This is a genomic window from Mesorhizobium alhagi CCNWXJ12-2 (genome assembly GCF_000236565.1).
Lineage (GTDB): Bacteria > Pseudomonadota > Alphaproteobacteria > Rhizobiales > Rhizobiaceae > Allomesorhizobium > Allomesorhizobium alhagi.
Genome location: NZ_AHAM01000297.1, coordinates 36586 through 57375 on the forward strand (window position 1 = coordinate 36586; position 20790 = coordinate 57375).

A 20790-nucleotide genomic window follows, 5' to 3' on the forward strand; every position below is an offset into this window, starting at 1 on the left:
CACAGGATTTGACTCAATGACCCAACGAAACAGATTTGGCCGCTTGTTTTGCGCATTCACGCTGACCGGGGCGCTGCTGGCTTCGACTGCGTCGATCGGGTCAGCCCAGCCGAGGCTGGAAGCACTGGACAGCATGGAAATCACTGCGGAAGGCGCAAACGGCGTCAGGATCGAGGAGTTTTCCGGCCTGTCCTGGGACGAGGATGAGCAACTTCTCTACGCCGTCTCCGACGGCGGCGTCCTTCATCATTTTCGCGTTCGGCTGGACGGGTCGCGCATCGCAGAGATCCAATCCGTCTTCTCCGCTCTGCTCGCAACGAAGACGAGCAAGGCCTCCGGCAAGCCTGTCACCAACGCGGAGGGTCTTACCACCGTCAATGACGACAATGGCCAACGGTCCGACAGCGAGCTTCTGATCGCGTTTGAAGACGGGCCTTCGATCGCCCGCTTTACGCCGCGCGGCGAGTGGATCGCCAATTCCGTCCTGCCCGCCCCGCTTACGAATGAGACGCAATACAGCAAGAAGAACAGCCGCCTGGAAGCGGTTGCGGTAGATGGCCGTCATGGCGTGCTGACCGCGCCGGAACGGCCCCTGAAAGATCAGCCTGAAGACCGTCACACGCTCTATGCGGCAGATGGAACGACCTGGTCGTTCAAGGCTTTCCAGTCCGACAGCAGGCTCAAGGCGATCCAGACGTTGCCCGATGGCAACCTCCTCATCCTGGAGCGGACGCGCGAGGAAAAGGGCGGCGCACCGACGGCGCGGCTGCGCTATCTCGACTTTGGCCAGTGCACCGCGAAACGGGAGTGCCAGCTTGCCGAGCTTTCAGCCGAGCCCGACGCGATGCTGGTCGACAATTTCGAAGGAATGGCCCGCCTGTCGGACGATCTGTTTCTCATCGTCGCCGACAAGACAAGGAAGGACGCCGAACCGACGACCTTCGTCCTATTCCAGGTCAAGGCGACGCCATGAATCGCAGCAATCCGGCCGCGATTCTCACCAATTTCTAACCTGAATGTTTCGCATCCTTCGTGCCATAGTCGCTGACCGGGCGAAACCGACCGCCGACTGCATGATGGCTACGGCCACGGGCGCCTAATGGATTTCGTGAACCCGACCGGTTTCGGGTTCTCAACACCGATGGGCACCGATGGGCATCAGGTCTCGCATTCTCGTTTTTCAGCTCATCGTCGTGGCGTCGGTCTTGATGATGGCCGCTATCGTCTACATCACCATCCGCTCGACGACCTATTACATGGAGCGCGTTCAGTGGGCCAATAACCAGTTGGAAGCCGTCACGGCGCTCACCGTCAATGCCAATCGGTATTCCGAGCAGATCGCCGAATTCCTGTTGATCGGCGAACCGGAGCGCGCCGACTACGAGAGCGCCAGCGCCGAACTGGAGGCGGGATTCGATGCGCTCGAGAAGCTGACCTTAGGCGAGGCCGAGTTCCTGGGGCGCAACAGCGAACAAGAGAATGACGGCGACGAAATCTTCCGAATCATGCGGATGCGCGCTCTCTACGGAGAAATCAGCAAGGCGACCGCCAGGGCAGTCGATCTGCGCAACCAGGGGCGGCAGGAAGACGCGGTCATGGTGTTTCGCCGCGACATCGAGAACCGTTTCGACGCCGAGTTCGAAAATATCCTGGAGGCCGCGAGGCGCGATGAAGCGGAAGAGGTCGCGCGGGCGGAACTGCAGGCCGAGGCATTGTGGCGGCGCCTGACGTGGATCACCGCCGGGCTTGCGCTGGCGGCCGTGGTCCTCTGCTTCGTCGCTGCTTTCCTTCTCGCCCGATCGTTGATGCGCCCGATTGGGCTTCTGACGCAAGGCGCCGAGGCGATCGGGCGGGGTGAACTCGACCACCGGATCGGCTACGACAGCAGCGACGAACTCGGCGTGCTTGCGCGGCGCTTCAACGCGATGGCAGCCAATCAGGAAGATCAGCGCAAGCGGCTGCTGGAGGCGCGAGCGGATCTCGAGCGGCAAGTCACCGCGCGTACAGCTGAACTCGCCGCGGCAAACCAGCGGCTGACGGATCTCGACCGGTTGCGGGTTCAGTTTCTCGCCGACATAAGCCATGAACTGCGCACCCCACTGACCGCTCTTCGAGGGGAGGCGGAGATTCCGCTGCGTCATGGTTCGAAGCCCGAAGCGGTCTACCGCGACGCACTTGAGCGGATCGTCACCCAAAGCCTGGAGATGAGCCGGCTCGTCGACGATCTGGTTTTCCTGTCCCGCTCGGAAACCGATACGATCCGCTTCGAGCCCCGCCGGACGGACCTCGTGACCATCGTCAACGATGCGGTTCATGACGGCGAAATCCTGGCGCGCGCCAACGCTATTGCGATCAAGGCGGACTACAGGACCGATCCGATCTGGGTCACCGCCGACGCGCAGCAGCTTAAGCAGGCGCTCGTCATACTTCTGGACAACGCCATAAAATACTCTCCGCGCGGCCGCCCCGTGAACTTAAGCATGACCGCTTCGGACGGATATGCCCACATTACGATACGCGATAAGGGGCTGGGCATTCCGGCCGAGGAAATACCAAAGGTATTCGAGCGGTTTTACCGCGGCCGAAGCCCGAAGACGTCGCGCCAGCCCGGCAGCGGCCTCGGCCTGGCGATCGCGAAATGGCTCATCGAAAAGCATCAGGGCGAGATCACGCTCACCAGCGAGGTCGGGTCATTTACGGAGGTCGTGGTCCGCATTCCAAGCGCCGATGCAAACGAAGCTTCGGATGACAATTTCGGCGCCGGCGCGACCGCTTCGAGGAAAAAACCTCGCGTGAAAACCAGCGCGGCATAAACAGCGGGGAAGCGCTCCCGCCCACGACAGGATCCCGACGGAGGTGAAGTCAATGCCAAGAATTCTGCTGGTGGAGGACGACGACCGTATTGTGGGCTTTATCAAGCGAGGGCTCGAAGCGGAGGGTTACCTGGTCGACCTTGCAAACAATGGCGAGGATGCACTGGCGATGGTGCGTGAGACGTCCTATTCGCTGATCGTTCTCGACCGCCTGCTTCCCGGAATCGACGGTCTTGAGGTCTGCCGCATGCTGCAACGCGAACGGCGCGAGAATCTCGTCCTGATGCTCACCGCAAAAGACAGCCTGCAGGACAAGGTCGAAGGGCTGAAGGGCGGCGCCGACGACTATCTCACCAAGCCCTTCGCCTTCGACGAGCTGATCGCCCGCATCGAAGCCCTGCTTCGGCGCGGGCCGGCCACGACTTCGGATCCGCTGCTGAAGGTCGGCGACCTCGCGCTCGACCCCGTCGCCAAAAAGGTCTGGCGCGGCGAGCGCGAAATCAGTCTGACGGCCAAGGAGTTCAGGCTTCTGAACTATATGATGCTGCATCCTGGAGCCGTCATCAGCCGCACACGGCTGCTCAACAATGTCTGGGACCTGAGCTTTGACCCTGAAACAAAGGTGGTCGACGTCTACATACGCTACCTCCGCCGCAAGATCGACGGCGCGGAAGAACACCCGCTTATCAAGACGGTGCGCGGCTTCGGCTACGTCATTTCGGCTTGAAGCGCGACACGCGACTTCGAACACCCAGCAGCTCAATCTGATTCATGTTTATATTGTTGCATGGCTAACAAGATAAATTGAAAGTAAGAGAGCGGTGAAGGTCCGGTTAAAAGTTGGATAGAGGCGATTTATTCCGAGATTGTTTCCGCATTTCTACGTTATTTTACGGTGGTCGCACAGGAGCGACTGCATTGTGTGACGATAAACGGAGAAAGCATCATGAAACCCAGTCATAAAATCGGCCGCATGGTTGCCTTTGCAATCGCCGCAGCGACCGGAACAGCGGTATCAGGGGGCGCGCAAGCGGCCGTCAAGCCGCACACAATCGAGACCGGCGGCATCAGGAGCATCGTTGGCGCGAAGCAGGCGGCGCCGAAGACGCTGCCTGGAACGGTTCAGGCTCAGGAGAAGTTGCTGCAGTTCGCCGGCAACAGCTCGTCAAACTCGAGTTCGAACGGTTCGTCGAATTCCAGCTCAAACGGCTCCTCGAACTCGAGCTCCAACAGTTCGTCCAATTCGAGCTCGAACAGTTCGTCGAACTCGAATTCCAACAGCTCCTCCAATTCGAGCTCCAACAGTTCGTCGAACTCGAGCTCAAACAGTTCGTCCAATTCGAATTCGAACAGTTCGTCGAACTCCAATTCCAACAGCTCGTCCGATTGGGGCTCGAACAGATCGTCGAATTCAAGTTCCAACCGGTCGGCCCGGACGCTGGTCGACCTCCTGCGTCAACGCTAGAGGTGGCCAGGAAACGAGTGGCCGGCCCTCGCCGGCCCCTCGTCGCACCGGCAACCCACGGTGAGTAAGCCGGTGTCCGGCTATCAGTCCCTAGTTCCAGATGACAGCATGCTGACACGCTTCAACAAGCCCTCGCCCAAGATCAGCTTTCTTTGCCAGTCCTCCGATGTCGGCGTTATCGCCGAACCGCGGCCGGCCAAATCCGCTCTCCCCGACTGGTTCCGCAAGATCGCGCCGATCGATCTGGAGCATGTCGGCGCGCGCGACAACGGCATCACGATCAAGCGCTGTATGCCGTTTCTGGATGCGCTTTCCACCGGCTGGATACTGCCGCTCGCCGCGGAGGTGCGGCTGGAGATCAAGGATGGCGGGGAAACCGTCGACTACGGCTGGGAGTTCGACCGCACGATGGTCAGCAATCACAGCCAGCACCAGATCACGGGCCATCCCAGCACGCCGCGGCCACCTTGCAAATTCCACAATTACTGGGCGATCCGAACGGCGCCGGGGTGGAGCTGCCTGTTCGTGCCTCCGCTCAACCGGCCCAACGGGGTCTTCGAGGCTGTCGCCGGCATCGTCGACACCGACAGCTATTCGGCGCACATCCACTTCCCCTTCTTCCCGATCGGCCCAGACGGCGTGCACATTATCGAGAAGGGCACGCCGCTGGTGCAGGTTTTCCCGTTTCGCCGCGCCGACGCCGCGATCGAAGGCGAGGTGCGCGCCGAGACAATGGAAGAGGCAAACGAGCGGAAACGCGTCTATCGCAACACAATCGCCGGCTCGGGCTGGTATCGAAAGTTCGCCCGCGCGAAACGCTGAGTCCAACACCAGAGAACCTGAATTCCCGGGCTGTTGCTGAGTTGACCAAATGACGGCCGTCGGCATGCGCGACCGTCATGGCGCCTGAGTACGACAACGGATCATCTCGGGTTCGTCGTCACCGTGCGTCAGAGATCCGAATGCGCGTCGCGTGAAAGCCGGCAGGCCGTCGCGTCGGCCTCCCAGAGGCGCGCCGTATCAGGCCAGTTGGGACGGCGTGGATGAGCAAGCTGGCAGGTGCCATGATTTTAGCTCTGGTTCGAATTCAGATTCGGTCGGGACCTAGCCACCGAGCTATCGGTTCCTTTCTTCGTGAAATTTTTCGTTACAAGTTCGAAGAATAGGATTAAGCTGTTTGATTGCACTGCCTTGGCAGGCGATCCCACCCCCGCACCCATGCCTGCTAAGCATCGCCTCCTGCTGCCGGCGGGAGCAGTTCCGCCGGCCCTTTCTCATCATTCCTCTTGCTGCGTCAGCTTCGCCAGTTCGGCCATGAAGCCCGGCTAACTTCCCTCGCAGGATGAGCCATACTGTAGACGGTCGTCCTGATCCTCGTCGGGCAACTTGATTGCCGCTTCAAGTAACCGGCCGCGGTCATCCACGCCGAAGGCCAGCGTCGAAGCCGTGGCGATGCTGCCCGGCAAAGGCTGCGTCGGCATAGGCGCGTTGATTCCGGTGCGGTCGCAATGACGGCAAGCATATTTGAACCGCACATTCTGCAAAACCTTTGCCTTCACCTCGACATGAAGTTGCTCGGTAACGGTCTCACCAATGCGGTGCATCCGGGCAACAGCAAGGACAGACCTTCTGATCGTCGGGAAGGTCATACTCGACGCGCTCGGGCGGCAGGTTTTCCGGCAAGGCCTTGCGGCCGCGCTTCTTTCCCGTCGCCCCTTCGGTTGCCGGCAAGCCTGTGTCCGGCAGGGCAACGACATCGCTGTCTTCGTTGTTGGCGGCGTCCTCATCCGCGGCTGTTCGGCTTCTTGAAGAGGCGGTCAATGTGTTTTTTACTGCGTGGCGCAAAACGATGCAGTCGTGCAAGCGCCAGAGAAATTCCTTCGAAAGGGCTTGTTCAATGGGCAAGAAGCCAAAAATCCTCACGCCCGACCGTACCGACAGCTTCCATCGGCATGAGGTTTGCCAAAGGGCGCTGGCACCCTCATTCCAAAATCTGTGCGAGCAGGCACAAGCGGCGGGCTGGGAGGAACGCGAGGCGGCATACGCACTGATGGTGCTTGCCGCCGCTAAGCTTAAGCATGCCACGACAGAAGCGGAGACGATCTCGGAAGTCACAGACGTCCCAGGCGAGATTGGCGGCACAGGCCCCGGGCCCGTGGAAGGCGACTAAGCTCTTTTTGAGCGACATGCCTGCCGTCGCCGGCAGCGACAATGATGTCTGGATTTCGCACCGATGTTGCCGGCGAGAATGGCGACGTGCTGGATTCGATGTCTCCGTCGCTTCCGTCGAGGGAGCGACCAGACCTGATCAAAGTCGCCGTGAGAGGTCGGCACCGGAGCATCAGTGCAGGGCAAACCCGGAGGACGGGGTGATACGGGCAGGCCCGCTCGCGCGCCAAAACGGCCCCGATCTTGCGCAAGAAGGCAGTCTGCAGTTCGAAGAGCTCGGACGGCGACAAGTCGTAATCTGCCTTGCACCTCACTCCACAAAACAGTCATATTCGTGCCGCCAGAGATGAGAAAAGTGACTCTGGCCGGTCAACAGAGAGGCAGATCGCTTATGTCAAATGAACTCGACGATCTCAGCCGGCGTGTCGCTGCTGGCAAGCTGAACCGGCGTGATTTTCTCGGCCGAGCCGCCGCCCTCGGCGTCACTGCCACCTTCGCCAATTCGCTGCTTGCCTCCACGGCCCGCGCGGCGGGCCCGGTGAAAGGCGGCATTCTTCGCGCCGGCATGCAGGGCGGCGCCGCTACCGACAGCCTCGACCCGGCGTCATGGTCGAGCCAAGTTCCTTATTTCTTCGGTCGCCAATGGGCCGAACAGCTGGTGCAAATTTCCGCCGACGGCGAGGTGAAGCCGGCGCTCGCCGAAGAATGGAGCGCATCCGACGACGCCAAGGTCTGGACCTTCAAGATCCGCAAGGACGTGCAGTTCCACAACGGCAAGGAGTTGACGCCCGCCGACGTCGTCGCGACGATGGAGCGTCACTCCGACGAGAATTCAAAGTCCGGCGCGCTCGGCATCATGGGCGGCATCGACACCATTAAGGCGGACGGCGACACCGTCGTCTTCTCGCTGAGGGACGCCAATGCCGACCTGCCCTTCCTGCTCGACGACTATCATCTGATGATCCAGCCAAACGGCGGTAAGGACAGCCCGGCCGAAGGCATCGGCACCGGCCCCTACAAGATCACCGTGAACGAGGCCGGCTTGCGCCTCGGAGGCGAGAAGTTCGCCAATTACTGGCGCGACGACCGCGGCTTTGCCGACCAGATCGAAATCATCGTCATCAACGACGCGACGGCGCGCACCTCCGCCATCCAGGGCGGGCAGGTCGACATCATCAACCGCGTCGAGCCCAAGATCGTCGACCTCATCAAGCGCATGCCGGGCGTGACGATCCAGAACGTCGCCGGCAAGGGCCATTATGTCTTCATCGCCCACTGCAACACCGCGCCGTTCGATAACAACGACCTGCGGCTGGCGCTGAAATTTGCGCTCGACCGCGATGAGATGGTTCAGAAGATCCTGATGGGCTATGGCACGGTCGGCAACGACACGCCGATCAACAAGGGCTACCCGCTCTTCACCGAGGCCGAGCAGCGCACCTACGATCCCGAAAAAGCCTCCTTCCACTACAAGAAATCGGGGCATTCGGGCCCGATCCTGCTGCGCACTTCGGACGTTGCCTTCCCCGGCGCCGTGGACGCCACCCAGCTCTACCAGCAGAGCGCCGCAAAGGCCGGCATAACCATTGAGGTCAAGCGCGAGCCCGGCGACGGCTACTGGTCGGAAGTCTGGAACAAACAGCCCTTCTCCGCTTCCTACTGGGGCGGCCGGCCGACCCAAGACCAGATGTATTCCACGGCCTATTATTCCAAGGCCGACTGGAACGACACGCGCTTCTTCCGCGAGGATTTTGACAAGATGCTGTTTCAGGCGCGCGCCGAACTGGACGCCGACAAGCGCAAGAAGATCTACGCCGACATGGGCACGATCGTGCGCGACGAGGGAGGCGCCATCGTGCCGATGTTCAACGACTTCATTGACGCCACCAGCGCCAAGGTCGGCGGCTGGAGCCCGGACGGCAATCAGGAGATGATGGGCGGTTACGCCCTGTCCAAGTGTTGGCTAGTGGCCTGAGCCCGGCCTTTCGTTGGAATCGGCACCACCTGCCGGCTCCTAGGATTTCATGCTTTGTCGTGCCGATGGCGTTGAGACGTGGCATGGGCCCCGGGGCGGGCCATTTGATCGCAGACCTGATCACCGGATCCGCTCCGACATGAAAATCAGCCATCTTCGGATCGTTCCTTCATGATCTGAGGGCTCTGAACGCACCGTACGAGCGCCAGCAATCCACGAGGCGGTCAGGCATAGTGGTCGATGGACCGGATATCCTTTCGTCGTGCTCGCACGGCGGGCCGAGGGCCGGTCTCGGGCCAAGCATATTGCAGAGGTCGGTAGCGCGGTCCGAGAAACTCGCGGATCACTGATGCCATCTGTTTGAAGGGAACCAAGAGTTTCATGACGCCTCGCTTTGCCTCTTCGCCAGCTTGGCTATTTCGCTGGTTGGCCCTGATCAATGCGAACGACGTCATGATACGGCAGGCTAACCAACTTCGTCTGTGGACTTTCCCACGCAGCGAAAACACTCGCCAAGTCTTCCGGACAAATGCGGGTCCGGCAAGCGCAGATCGGGCAGCGTGGCGCTGCTCACGGTTTGCCGCTATTCTGCCGCTCCAATCCGAGGTCGAGGATGCTGTCTCCCACCCTTCAGCCAGGTCCCGAGCCGCTCCATGTCAGCCTTGTGGCTATCCCCGAGGCCGTGGTGTCGACGCTCAGCGGCATTTTTGACGTGATGAATGCCTTTTCGATGGTTTCCGTACTGGATCGCCCTCCCCTCCAGGCTCCTCCATTCCATCTGGAGATCGTGGGCCAGCAGAGCGGCCCTCTCCAGCTGGCGAGTCGGGTACCCGTCATCGTGGAGCGACCCGTCGCCGAAATCGCGGCCACCGATATTGTCATCGTCCCGTCGGTACTGCTCGGTCCTGACGGCTGGACAAAGGGGCGGTATCCGGACCTGGTCGACTGGCTGGGCACCATGCATGATCGTGGCGCTCTCCTGTGCTCCGCCTGCTCCGGCATCTTCCTGATCGCAGAGACAGGGCTGTTCGACGGTGCCGATGCGACCGTTCATTTCGGATACGCTCGCGCTTTCGAAACAGCCTTTCCGCAAGTTCCCATCCATCCTGAACGGGTTCTGGTCGTTTCGGGCAAGCGTGACGAACTGATCACGTCGGGCGCTTCCATGACCTGGCACGATCTCGTCCTTTACCTCATCGCGCGACACGCGGGCGCAACGGCTGCCCAGACCGTGGCACGTATCTTCGCGCTGCAATGGCACCAGGATGGGCTTGCCCCCTACATGGTCTTCGACGGCCGCAAGGATCATGGGGACGCGGCGATCCAGGCGGCCCAGGACTGGTTGGCCACGCATTTCTCGGTGACCAACCCGCTGGACGAGATGATCAAGCGGACCGGGCTCACCGAGCGGACCTTCAAGCGACGATTTACGCGTGCGACGGGCTTAAGCCCGATTACGTACGTCCAGCGTGTGAGGATCGAGGAAGCCAAGCGTAGGCTGGAGCGGACCGAGGCTTCGGTCGACGAAATCAGCTGGCAGGTCGGCTACGAAGAACCGGCATTCTTCCGCCGTCTCTTCAGGCGCGTAACAGGGTTGGCACCGGGGGCTTACCGCCGGCGGTTCGGAATTCCAGACTATGCGCAGACCCGAGTGAAGAATTAATCAACAAACCCTTTTTGCAATTTCACCCTCAGCACCCACTCTGAGCCCAATGTTTGCGTCCAGTCTCCTTGCCGGATCCGCGGCGGCCGGTGTTCCAGTCGTGTTCTTGCGACTCGTCCGTAACCGTAACAAAACAAGTTCCACCTCGACATCTTCCTGTTACGGTTTGATAGTAATGAGGCAAGCATTCATCTGATGAGGAGGCTAGGATGACGCTCCAGCGCGAGTTGTCACTGGAAGATCTTTTAATCGACCCGATTATCGGCCTTGTCATGGTCCGGGACGGGTTCGCCCCCGAAGATATTCGTCGTCTGTTGGGCGATGTCGCAGTTCGCGCCGCCGCGGCATCACCACGCCAAACGCAACCTGACACTCCGCGTGTTGTCCAGCAGGGTTGCAAATGGCCCAACGCCGCTTAGCGGTGTCCGTCACGCCTCGTTCCCGGCCGTTGCGGACATCGCATCATCACGGGTGGCGTTGGACACAATCTACCTCAGGAGGCTCCTTGAGGCGGCGTGCACGTGTTGTGTTTCGATTTCGTCCTCGGCGTTGTCAACCAAACGTTGCACGGTTAGTGTATTTTGACGCTGCGCAACACGGCACAGCGCATCGTGCGGCTGTACGCAGAAACTGGAATCGGGGATCCAGTGCCGGTATCAACGGTCGAAGACAAACTTGTCGACTCCATCTACGCCACCGTTTTCGGCGAGGGGACATGGCAGGACTTTCTGGCGAAGTTGAGCCTGATCCTTCCGGACGGTCGGTCCACCCTCTTTTACCACGACAGTAGACGGAGCAAGGGCGCCTTCAACCTCAACTCCGGCTTCGATGCCGCCGAGGTCGCCAAGTACGGAGAGTATTACTCCAGCATCAACCCGTGGATGCCGGCGGCGGCGGTGAGGAAAGTGGGTGTGGGCGTGGTGGCCGAGCAGATGTTGCCCCGCGATCGCCTGGTGAAGACGGAGTTCTACAACGACTTCTGGTCAAAGGTGGGTGGGGAGTCCGCAGTCGGAGTGACAATAGTCAGAGAAGAAGGACGCTCTTTCCTCCTGTCGACGCTGACGTCATGTCCGGATCCGGAAGCAAACAGGCACGCCGCCGACACGCTGACAAAGCTCGCGCCGCACCTCAATCGCGCATTCAAGCACTTCAGATCCGAGCCAGGCCAAAAGACCGTAGCGGAAATCGGAAGCTCGCTTTTCGATGCCATCGATATCGGCATGGTGGTCGTTGGAGATCGCGGCCTTGTCAAATCCGCTTCGCCAGTTGGCCAAAATATGATCAACACCGGTCGGTGCCTGCGGGTAAACCTGCTTGGAAAAATCAAGGTCTGCCAGCAGAGGGCGGATTATCTGCTCAGCCAGATGCTCGACAGGTCCTACCAGGGATCGCGAGTGGCGTGCTGTATGGTCGATTCCTTCAAGCTGACCTTCATACAAGTCGCCAAAGACCCCCTGTCGCTGTACTTCCAAGGGCCGACGATCGTTATCCTGGTGGAACAGGGGAATACGATGCCGAGGGTGAATGGCGACTATTTTTCCAAGGCGTACAGGCTTACTGCAGCGGAGACTCGGGCGCTCGCGGGCATCATGGCTGGCAACAGCGTCGACGAAATTGCCAATGCTGCCGCGCTTTCGCGGGAAACAATCCGGTCACAAATGAAGAGCCTATACGCAAAGACGGGAACGAGGGGCCAGCTCGAGCTGCTCCGTCTTGCCAAGACATCCCTCCTGCCTGTTTGACCTGGCGAGCGGGATTCTCCAGCTGTTCGATGCTGCAAGCCGAGCGTTGCCGCACAGAATGTTTGAACTGCCTGCCCTTGGGTATCGGAATTTCCGTCGACCCGGACAGGAAGCGGGTAACGGCTTGGCTGCGGCGGCATCCGGGAATGCGGATTTTTCACTCAGCGACGCACGTCAATGACGACTGGCCGGCGAGTGCGAGTTCACCCTGCGGGGTGAAGCGCTTTCTCGCCGAGCGTGTCATACCAGCATCGGCTCCTGCCGGAGCCGATTGTATCTGAGACCCGGCGGCGACGCCGTGTATGTTGGCGGGAGCCGTATCAAAGCCCCACACGGCTTCCGCCCTTTTCACCAGATCAAGCCCTGTGCCGTCCTTCGTCAACAGCGGAGCAAGGCTGCTTCGGGCCATTTCAGAAGATTGGGCGTTGGATTGGTCCTATTTGCCCGGTTCATGACGACCGCGCATTTCAGGGGATTGGTAAATGGCGATTAGCCGACCGGGCGAAGCGGGATACATATGAAAATGAGCGAAGGGAGTAGAGAGACTGGCGGGCCTGGGGGAAGCTGGCTCGCTATGGCGGGTGCATTGCTCATGTCGGCCGCCACGGCATTGGCATTGTGGTGGCTGTTGACTGCGTAGCAATTTGTCAGTGAGCCGCTTATGCAGCCGGCGCGATTATCCATGCATGTCGATCGGCGTGGGGTTTTGCACCGCTCGACACGGCAGCATGCTGCCCTACGCACTGAACGGCAGGTAGCCCAAATTCGTCCAGGATGACGAGATCGGAATGGACAAAGCGCGCAGCGATCTGTCCGAATCTGCCTTGCACCTTCCCCAGCTCGAGCGCATTGACCAGTTCGACTGTCGAGAAGCAGCGGACGCGTCTGAGATGGTGGAGACCTGCAGGTTTCTCGACGCTGCGGAGTCGGGAGGCGGCAGCGTGAACTGATCGACGAGCAACCGAAGCCTGGAGGTTGCGTGTGGGATGATCCAGCCGCGTTCCAGCACGTGCAGAAGGGGCGAGAAATCAATCCTCCTGCGCCGGATCGCGGCCTGCGCGCTCGATGTGCCGGCGCAGAAGCGCCTCGGCATAGCCGAGATCGCCTTCGGCGAGCGCGTCGAGGATGGCGATGTGCTCGCCGCAGGCACGTTGGATGCGGGCCTCGCTCAACTCGTCGAAATCGGCGTACTCGGTCATTCGCCTCAGATTGTTCTGCTGGCGGATGGCCTGCAGCAGGAAGCGGTTCCCCGACCACGCGACGAGCGCCTCGTGATATGCCGCGTTCACGCGAAACCAGCGCTCGCGCGTGATCGAGGCGGCAGCGGCGTTGAGGATCTCCTTCTGCGCCCCACGGAGCGCGGCAAGTGCTGCCGGATCGACGCGGAATCCGGGCTGGCGCATCGCCCCGCATTCGATCACCAGCCGGAACTGATAGCTCTCGGCCACCGCGTCCGATCGCGATCGTTGCGACGACAGATTGCGGCCGCTGATCAACCGGCCCTGCCGCCCCTCGACTGCGCCATCTCCAGGAACTGCTGCAGGTTCTCCACCATCGCCTCGGCCCCGTCCTCATTGATGGCAAACTCGAAGGTCAGCTCTCCGGTCTCAACTGTGAGCACCGCAACCATCATTTCGCCATCTTCGGACATCGCGACGTCCATGGCGAAGCCGGTGACCGGCATAGGCGTATCGCTCATCGTCGGATCATCCTTTCAGCTTCGCCGAATGTGAACTTCGGGACTGACGCTCGAACCAGTCAATTCACAATTATGAGAGACGTGATTGTTTAACGATTGCGCTTCACGGTTCCGGTCGGCGGCCGGCTGTCATCATCGATCAGGATGCCAGCCTCTTCGGCTGCCTCGCGAAACGCCTTGCGAGCTGCCGCAGCCTTGCGCTGGCCTTCTAGCACTTCAAGGCATGCCTTGCGAGCGACGCGCGCCTTGGCGGTGTCGATCTTCATAGGCCATTCGTTGAGCAGCCATTCGGCTGCCTTGCGGGCGCTGCCTATGTGCTGAACCTGGCCCGCGCGCGCGCTGTGGACCTTCACAGCTGGGTCGAAAACCCCGTCGTCCAGCTTAACCATACTCAACACTCCAAAGGCAATGCGCATCAACGCTGCTTCGACTGGCCGGTTCCCAGGGAGGAGGCTGTCGGTCTATCGGAGCGGCTGCAGAAGGGGAAAGACCGGGCGCTCCCCTGGCCCGTAGTTTAACCAGGCCGCCTTGCAAAGCCCGTTCACCACCAACTCGAAATTCTCGGGGTTCTTGTCGGGCAACACTTTGCGACGGTATTCCCGGTGGGTAGGTCGGGATTGACCTGGAGCACCTCCTGCCACGCTGCGCGGGCCTCATTGAACCGGCCCAGATGGCCATAACTGGCAGCCAGAAGCGCGCGGGCCGTACCCGACCTTGGCGGTCAGGATGGCGGCCAGCTTGCGAGGATCGCTCATCGGGCCATCTTCTCGTCTCCAAAACAACAGGAAGCATGTGATCGCCGCACCAGCCATTTCGCCCCAGCCCATTTTCGGTTGTTCTCTTCCTAGCCGGGAAAGCCGCTGAGCAGTCGGTGGATCCGGCGACAAATTTTCCGCTTGGCATGCGGCCCTCCGTATCGCGCGAAATATTCCGGCTTCAGCCGGTTAAGGAAGAACATTTCGAGCCTGCGCCCGCGCTTGGTGTCGATAGCCCCTCGCGGGTCCAGTTCGAATAGCGTCTTGACGTTCCCAGCTACGGTTTCCGAAACATTGATCCGTCCGGGAGCGCAGTTCTCGTCCATGAGCGCGCCGTGTTCACCGCATCGCTCCGGATAGCGAAGGTGAACTTCCTCCGGCCGACAACGCCCGATATGACCGGTCCGGCATGAATCCCGACACGCAACTCCAGTGCCGGCAACCGCATCTTCCCGCGCTGCGCCTTTATGCGAGCCGCAACGGCGTGGATTTCCAGCGCCGCGAGGCAGGTCGCAATTGGGTGCCGGCGATTGGCCGCAGGCACTCCGGCAACGGCCATGTAAGCATCGCCGATCGTCTTGAGTTTTTCCCTGCCATAGCGAGTCACGTCTCGTCAAACGTGGTGAAATATTGGTCCAAGGGCCCGATGAGCGCGGCGGGCTCCATGCGTTCGGCCAGAAGGTAAAGCCCTTGAAGTCCGCAAACAGATCGTCGCCAATGGATCATATTTCGGCTGCACGTTTGCCGCTCTTCTCGAGCTCGCCGGCAATCGACGCTGGGAGGATGATGAGCAGCTCCTCAGTACGCGCGCCTTCTCGGCCACCAAGTCCACAGGCGCATGATCCAGCTCTTTCAATGCTTGGTCGAACTCGACGAGTTTTCGGCGCAGCTCCAATTGGGTCAGCACCTGGCGCGGAAGGCGGCGCAGTGACTCAGCCTGTTCAAGGGCCAGCTGGCGCGGCACGAAAATCCATCCCGGTGGTTGGCAGGCGAGGATGTGTTTGTATCGTGCCAAGTCGATTCGAGCCGCGAGCCGGAAATGATGACGACAGCAACGCCACTGGCCGGCACCATCGGCTGAGTACACGCGGGCACTCTCCGAACTTCCTTTTGTGCGGTTGACCAGCCAATCGGCCTCCCTCTGGACGCCGCGTCGGGGCGACGATCTATCGGCTGGGGCACGATCGTCGTCCCGGACCGTGGTGCGTCTGACGGCTTTGGTCGCCCGCGCCCTCCGGCATGGGGTGTCGGGACTCAAAAGTTGATCCGCGTCCGCGGAGTATTCGTCGGCGTAGGTCCCGTCGGCCGGTCAAAGCTGCGGCCCCGAACCGACCCCAGGGAATGGGAACGAAACGGAGCCGCATCGACTGGAGGTCGATGATCAATGCTATCGCATTTTTATACGGATTGCCAGATCGGGATCGGTGCCGTTCGTTAATGAGACGTTTATGCCGGTGTCGGGTTTGTGCCATATTTGCCACATGGCGGCCACAAGAGGCGGTGCCTAGCCGTCTCTCTGCCTAATTCCGATTGTGCGCCGAACGCCGATGCGTAATGTCATCTCAGAGAGAGGGGCGATTCATCGCAGCTTTTTCAAAGCCGGGCTGGGCGGGGACGTTCCTTTCTAAAGCCCATCCCATTTGATAATATTGACGGAGGTCAGAAAATGAACATCAAGAGCCTTCTTCTCGGCTCAGCTGCGGCTCTCGTCGCAGTTTCCGGCGCACGCGCGGCCGATGCGGTCGTGATCGCTGAACCGGAGCCCATGGAATATGTGCGCGTCTGCGACGTGTACGGCACGGGCTTCTTCTACATCCCCGGCACCGAAACCTGCCTGCGCGTCGGCGGCTACATCCGCTACGACATCGGCATCGGCGCTCTCGGCCATCAGGACGTGCTGGACAAGAAAGACCTGTCGGACGGCGTCATTGACACAAACGATACCTACTACAAGCGCGCCCGCTTCCAGCTGCGCGTCGACAGCCGTTCGGAAACCGAACTCGGCACGCTCCGCACCTACGCCGCGATCAATTTCCAGTACACGACGGCCTCTAATGCCGCCGACGTCGATGGAGACGGCTTTATCGATGGCGGCATCACCGATGCAGGCTTCGCTACGGAGTTCGAGCATGCCTATATCGAACTCGGCGGCTTCCGCGTCGGCAAGACCGACTCGCTGTTCTCGACCTTCACCGGCTATGCCGGCGGCGTGATCAACGACGATATCGTCAGCTACGGCCCGTTCGGCACGCACCAGATCGCCTACACCTTCACCGGCGGCAACGGCTTCTCGGCCGCGGTCGCTCTCGAAGTGGGCGACGGTGATGAAGGCTTCCTCTCCAACGACTACACGCTGGACAGCTATGTCCCGCATGTCGTCGCCGGCGTTGCCTGGACGCAGGGCTGGGGCGGCATCTCGGCTGTCGCGGGCTATGACTCGGTCTGGGAAGAGTGGGCCGGCAAGGTTCGCTTGGACGTGAACGCGACCGAACAGCTCGCTCTCTTCATCATGGCCGGTTATGCGTCCGGTGCGGATGACGACTTCCTTGGCGTTCCGGATCTCGACAGCCCGAACTACTACGGTAGCTGGGGTGGCGACTGGGCTGTCTGGGGTGGTGGTACCTACACCGTTTCCGAGCAGACCAAGATCAATGTCCAGCTTTCCTATGACGAGCAGGAAAACTTCGCTGCCGTGGCGAACGTGAACTACGAGCTCGTTCCGGGCCTCGTGATCACGCCTGAAATCGTCTATGTCGACAACTTCGACGACGACATCGACGATGATAGCGACGAGATCGGCGGCTTCCTCCGCTTCCAGCGCACGTTCTAAATCGACCTGGCCGATCAGAAAACCCGGCGGGCAACCGCCGGGTTTTTTTGTTTCGTAAAGTGGCGAATCGAAGTGTGCAGGCGGGCCATTACTCCCCGGTCGCCAGGTGCGCCTGCGCCGCCTCAATCACCGCATCGCGAAGCTCCTGCTTCAACAACTCTATCGGAATTTGCCCATCGAGTTCGCTATTGGGGCGGATGAGCCATAGCCAGGCCAAGCGCTGATTTGAGAACAAGTTGAGCACGTCGACAATACCGGTCGCAGGACGGCCATCGACGAACTGGGCTAGTGGAAACACGTGCTTGCGCCCGCCACTTCGGAGCGCAATCACGTAGTTTCGGCGCTGCCAGCGGTTTAACGACGACCGTGATATGCCGAAGGTCCGCTCAAGAAATGTTGGCCCAGCGACCGGTCCGGCCCAATTTGTGGTAACCTGGCCAGACAAGTCAGCTATTCCGCGCCTGCCCACGGGCGATAGCGTGGCCGTCGTCGGCGATGAGGCGGCTTTCCTATGCGACCGGACAGGTACGTCGGCAGTCAGCCGCGTCACGAGTTCAGCGACCGCCCCTTCAATTTCACTCACCCGAGTGGCGAGGTGGATCTGTTGATCCAACGCCAACTCCGATACGGCCGCCGCGACCATTCCCGCAACAAGCCCGCCAGCCTCAATCGCCGGTTTCCTGAGGCCGTGGTCATACTCGACCAATGCGCGCTCAACAGCAGCTGCCACGAAGCTCGCCAGATTGTGATTCATTAGCGGGTGCTCACCAAGGAACGTAGCTTCATCCACCGGTCGGGCGGAGTCTCTGACAGGTCTAATGGCGTGTGTGTTCGACGGTGGCAAGGCCAATCTCAGCGTCCGAGCGGCACAAAGCGATCATTCTTGGCCCGGTTCAGATTACTCGGTTGCTGCCGATTCGGAATGCAATCTCGTAGCGCTTCGCTGCGAGGGTTTCTGCGCGGTATGGCTTTAGCGCCATCAATCTTTTCCAGGCGTTCCAGCTCCGCAGCCGCGCGCTGGCGGTCAAGGATTTCCGCCAATAGAACGTGGCGCACATCAGACCAGCTCAGCAAAGGTCGTTCGACCTCTGCTGAAGCGTGGAAGTGATGGTGGACCAGCGCGTCTTACAGCGCGATCTGGGAGAGTGCTTCCACTTTGATAGCCGCGCCGCAGCGCCTGCCCTGGGTTGGACTGGCTTCAACTTTGTCGCTCACCGCAACGAGCGCACGGACAACGATCGCCTCGATAGTGCACCCCGCCGTCATTGCTGTGCGCAAATCGGCGCGCATGTCGTCGGCATGTCGGCAGGCTGAGCTTGTAGGTGACGGAACTTCCCGTCGGCAGGTTTGCCGCGGCGTTGATTGCGCCGGCATTGGTTGCGCGGGTGCCGTGTTGCGGCATCATAGTACGCTTCGCCGCGCCCTTAAGGTTTGGCACGAGATCGGATCGCTTCCCCCGTTTTCTGATCGGCCTGCAGTCAAGTGGCGTTTGGGTGCGCCTGCAGCAACGAGCGACCCCAATCTTCTGAAGATGCCCAAGCCTGATCGTCGTTCCGCGCCCGGGCATTCAGCCTAATTGATGATCATCTTAGACTATATATGTTTCGACCAACGCGGTTCTTTATGCGATCTTAAAATAGGATGCGGCTGAGTGCTGGCTTGTGTTCTGGCCAGCGTGCTGAGAGGCGCGCGGAGATGGCAATTGGCGATGATGGAATGCCGCAGGCGGTGGCCCGATGTCGCTCTCTTCACCCCTACTTTCTTTGGCGAGCCCTAAAAGACCTTGAGAACGAAATCTACGCCATCCAACGGGCGAACGAGCCAATACCGATTGAGATGATCCGCTTGAGGGCGATCTTGCTGAGGGCTGGAGGAAAAAAAGGCGGATCACTCAGCGTCGATCTCAGCCGACCCTCCAAGTAGCCTTCCCCGAAATTGTGCGACGTCGAAGAAAGCGGGCTTGGATGTGTTTGACTTGTGGACCGGCATCGGGCCTTGGAGGTCTGCGTGTGGCGATTGCCTGGGGCGAGAACCTTCGCATCTTCGCCTGGAATTCGGGATTTCCAGGAGGCAACGGAGTTTTGGGACCTGTGCTTCCAGGCATTGTCGCACGATGAGCAGCAAGCTGTCGCAGCCTGCTTATTGGAGCTCGGACGTTCGTGAGCCCCGACGCGACGCCCCAAATGGGGTGCGCCACCCTGTCGCGCAATCATTTGATCTCTCCTGATCCGACCCTGGCAATGAAGGAGCAAGGCCTGCGCTCGGCAGATTCTCACCGGGTGCTTTTCCATTCATTTGGTGATCTGGGGCGGAGGTAGCCTACCTCATCGACCAGATTACCAAGCCCGTGGATCGAACGTCCAGTCTCTGGTGCCCGGTCGGCGCGATGGCTTAAGTGACGTCTAATAAAATCTCTACAGGTCGAATTAGTTTTCGGTTAGCCTTCGCCGCCGATCATGGCGCAGCTTGGAGAGGTGCGGGGCATGCAAGGTTCATTTATTCATGAGACGTCTGATCCTTATCGTATGTGTGCTGTTTGCTTGGGGAGTTAGGGAAACACGCGCGGACTCATTTCTGTGCGTCGGCCAGCTTGCCACCGGATTCGATTGGTTGGATGGGCGCTGGACCGTGAGCCGGTTCGATCTTGCCGACAAGATTTTCGTGCTCGAGCCCTCAGGGTCCCTTCGCGATTACACCGTGACGCAGCTCGGGCATCAGGCGCCCAGCCACTACTGCCCTGTTCAGAAAAGGGCAGACTCAACTCTGTTGCTCATCTGTGGCGGCTTAGCGAACGGCTTCACATTCTCGTCGAAGACACTCCGATTCCAGGAAAATTACGGAATTGGCTTCACCAATGCCGGAGACAGCCGCGCCAACACGCCTCACCTGGTGATCGGCAAATGCACCAAGCTCACGCTGCGTGGCGCCGTCAACTGAGGGTTCGCCCTTTTTTGCTTCGTCATCCTGATGGTGCCGCACGGCACCGCAAGGCGAGCCTTATGACATTCGACGCCGGCTTGCAGCGGAGACCGAGGCGCTCCTGGTCGCGGGCGCGGTTCCTCTCGCCATGACATCCTATGATATTTTCATCTCATTGCGTCCCAAGGGTGATCGTAACGATCGTGACATCGAGCTCTCTATGCTCGCCGCGAGACAAAGCCGAATCGACCGCACCCTTTGACGCTCAGCAGCGGCGTTGCGCCCACCTGGCGTTCGCGCCTGTAGGAGGATTTTCGGACGTTCAGGTGGCCACATACGCCACAGCGCCATTGCCGCCATGCAAGGGCGGTCGAACGGAACCACCGTGAATGCCGTCGTGACTACTGCGATTGGTGTAGCGCAACCGGCAGGCTTAACGGCCGACTTCAGTCGGAAAATCTCGTATTCGGCCAGCGCGGCGGACTACACCGCGATGCAGCAGCCTCTGTTGTCCGACAAAAAGGCCGGCATGTTCTGGCTCGCCGGCCCTCGACGACGGAGTTGGCGCTCGCCTACTGCGCCGGATACATCGACCTGCCACGTTCGACTACGAGCGGGATGTCAGCGGCAAGCATCAGGCCGGCCGCGACAAGCTCCTCGCTCCTGGCCGTGAGTTCCTTCACATAGGCGTCGGCGTCGGCATAGCGGTCGGCCAGCGGCTTTTTTTTTTTTTTTTTTTTTTTTTTTTTTTTTTTTTTGT

The 20790-nt window shown here is 60.3% G+C and carries 18 protein-coding genes and 3 pseudogenes; 11 read left to right on the top strand and 10 right to left on the bottom strand.

Features of this window, described 5'->3' with window-relative positions; translation table 11 throughout:
- The first annotated feature begins 16 nt into the window (after positions 1-16).
- From MAXJ12_RS30890 to MAXJ12_RS30900, 3 genes are all read left to right on the top strand, one after another.
- Entirely contained in the window at positions 17-973 is a 957-nt protein-coding gene (locus MAXJ12_RS30890; RefSeq protein WP_139044138.1) for an esterase-like activity of phytase family protein, read from the top strand.
- Positions 974-1151: 178 nt separating this feature from the next.
- On the top strand, positions 1152-2813 hold the full coding sequence (locus MAXJ12_RS30895; RefSeq protein WP_008840123.1) for a sensor histidine kinase: 1662 nt from the start codon (positions 1152-1154) through the stop codon (positions 2811-2813).
- Positions 2814-2865: 52 nt separating this feature from the next.
- Positions 2866-3540 carry a response regulator transcription factor gene (locus tag MAXJ12_RS30900; RefSeq protein ID WP_008840124.1) on the top strand — a complete coding sequence of 225 codons (675 nt, stop codon included), beginning with the start codon at positions 2866-2868 and terminating at the stop codon, positions 3538-3540.
- A gap of 401 nt (positions 3541-3941) precedes the next feature.
- On the opposite strand, the gene MAXJ12_RS37935 is transcribed toward MAXJ12_RS30900, so the two are convergent.
- Entirely contained in the window at positions 3942-4235 is a 294-nt protein-coding gene (locus MAXJ12_RS37935) for a hypothetical protein (protein WP_008840125.1), read from the bottom strand.
- Between the two features lie 151 nt (positions 4236-4386).
- On the opposite strand from MAXJ12_RS37935, the gene MAXJ12_RS30910 reads away from it, so the two are divergent.
- The gene (locus tag MAXJ12_RS30910) at positions 4387-5100 is read left to right on the top strand and encodes a DUF6065 family protein (protein ID WP_008840126.1); all 714 of its coding nucleotides are present in this window, start codon (positions 4387-4389) and stop codon (positions 5098-5100) included.
- 599 nt (positions 5101-5699) lie between these two features.
- On the opposite strand, the pseudogene MAXJ12_RS36135 reads toward MAXJ12_RS30910, so the two are convergent.
- Positions 5700-6148: pseudogene (locus MAXJ12_RS36135) on the bottom strand (transposase); the annotation flags it as partial.
- A 27-nt stretch (positions 6149-6175) separates the two neighbouring features.
- Here MAXJ12_RS36135 and MAXJ12_RS36140 point away from each other — a divergent pair.
- From MAXJ12_RS36140 to MAXJ12_RS30945, 5 genes are all read left to right on the top strand, one after another.
- Positions 6176-6448: a hypothetical protein gene (locus tag MAXJ12_RS36140; RefSeq protein WP_008840129.1), complete on the top strand. Its 273-nt coding sequence runs from the start codon at positions 6176-6178 to the stop codon at positions 6446-6448.
- A gap of 390 nt (positions 6449-6838) precedes the next feature.
- Complete coding sequence (locus MAXJ12_RS30925; RefSeq protein WP_008840130.1) at positions 6839-8422, top strand: ABC transporter substrate-binding protein; 1584 nt, start codon at positions 6839-6841, stop codon at positions 8420-8422.
- A gap of 613 nt (positions 8423-9035) precedes the next feature.
- Positions 9036-10085, top strand: a complete 1050-nt coding sequence (locus MAXJ12_RS30935) for a GlxA family transcriptional regulator (RefSeq protein ID WP_008840131.1) — start codon at positions 9036-9038, stop codon at positions 10083-10085.
- 209 nt (positions 10086-10294) lie between these two features.
- A complete protein-coding gene (locus MAXJ12_RS30940) occupies positions 10295-10504 on the top strand; it encodes a hypothetical protein (protein WP_040588993.1) in 210 nt (69 codons plus the stop codon).
- Between the two features lie 162 nt (positions 10505-10666).
- Entirely contained in the window at positions 10667-11827 is a 1161-nt protein-coding gene (locus MAXJ12_RS30945) for a helix-turn-helix transcriptional regulator (RefSeq protein WP_244421666.1), read from the top strand.
- 742 nt (positions 11828-12569) lie between these two features.
- Here the strand turns inward: MAXJ12_RS30945 and MAXJ12_RS39365 are convergent.
- From MAXJ12_RS39365 to MAXJ12_RS40280, 6 genes and pseudogenes are all read right to left on the bottom strand, one after another.
- Positions 12570-12723, bottom strand: a pseudogene (locus MAXJ12_RS39365) (ATP-binding protein); the annotation flags it as partial.
- Between the two features lie 132 nt (positions 12724-12855).
- On the bottom strand, positions 12856-13323 hold the full coding sequence (locus tag MAXJ12_RS30955) for a GntR family transcriptional regulator (protein ID WP_008840134.1): 468 nt from the start codon (positions 13321-13323) through the stop codon (positions 12856-12858).
- Positions 13320-13526: a hypothetical protein gene (locus MAXJ12_RS30960; RefSeq protein WP_008840135.1), complete on the bottom strand. Its 207-nt coding sequence runs from the start codon at positions 13524-13526 to the stop codon at positions 13320-13322. The genes MAXJ12_RS30955 and MAXJ12_RS30960 overlap by 4 nt, the downstream gene beginning before the upstream one ends.
- An 89-nt stretch (positions 13527-13615) precedes the next feature.
- On the bottom strand, positions 13616-13915 hold the full coding sequence (locus tag MAXJ12_RS30965) for a DUF982 domain-containing protein (protein WP_008840136.1): 300 nt from the start codon (positions 13913-13915) through the stop codon (positions 13616-13618).
- A 72-nt stretch (positions 13916-13987) separates the two neighbouring features.
- Positions 13988-14229: pseudogene (locus tag MAXJ12_RS39370) on the bottom strand (tetratricopeptide repeat protein); the annotation flags it as partial.
- Between the two features lie 329 nt (positions 14230-14558).
- Positions 14559-14840, bottom strand: a complete 282-nt coding sequence (locus MAXJ12_RS40280) for an adenylate/guanylate cyclase domain-containing protein (RefSeq protein ID WP_085984141.1) — start codon at positions 14838-14840, stop codon at positions 14559-14561.
- Between the two features lie 1107 nt (positions 14841-15947).
- Between MAXJ12_RS40280 and MAXJ12_RS30980 the strand changes: the two genes are divergently transcribed.
- Positions 15948-17111, top strand: a complete 1164-nt coding sequence (locus MAXJ12_RS30980; protein ID WP_008840140.1) for a porin — start codon at positions 15948-15950, stop codon at positions 17109-17111.
- A gap of 88 nt (positions 17112-17199) precedes the next feature.
- Here MAXJ12_RS30980 and MAXJ12_RS30985 read toward each other — a convergent pair whose 3' ends face one another.
- Complete coding sequence (locus MAXJ12_RS30985) at positions 17200-17865, bottom strand: antitoxin Xre/MbcA/ParS-like domain-containing protein (RefSeq protein ID WP_008840141.1); 666 nt, start codon at positions 17863-17865, stop codon at positions 17200-17202.
- A 1748-nt stretch (positions 17866-19613) separates the two neighbouring features.
- Between MAXJ12_RS30985 and MAXJ12_RS30995 the strand changes: the two genes are divergently transcribed.
- On the top strand, positions 19614-20048 hold the full coding sequence (locus MAXJ12_RS30995; RefSeq protein WP_008840144.1) for a hypothetical protein: 435 nt from the start codon (positions 19614-19616) through the stop codon (positions 20046-20048).
- Between the two features lie 554 nt (positions 20049-20602).
- On the opposite strand, the gene MAXJ12_RS37940 is transcribed toward MAXJ12_RS30995, so the two are convergent.
- Positions 20603-20790: hypothetical protein (locus MAXJ12_RS37940; RefSeq protein ID WP_008840145.1), on the bottom strand; the 188-nt coding region annotated here is incomplete at its 5' end.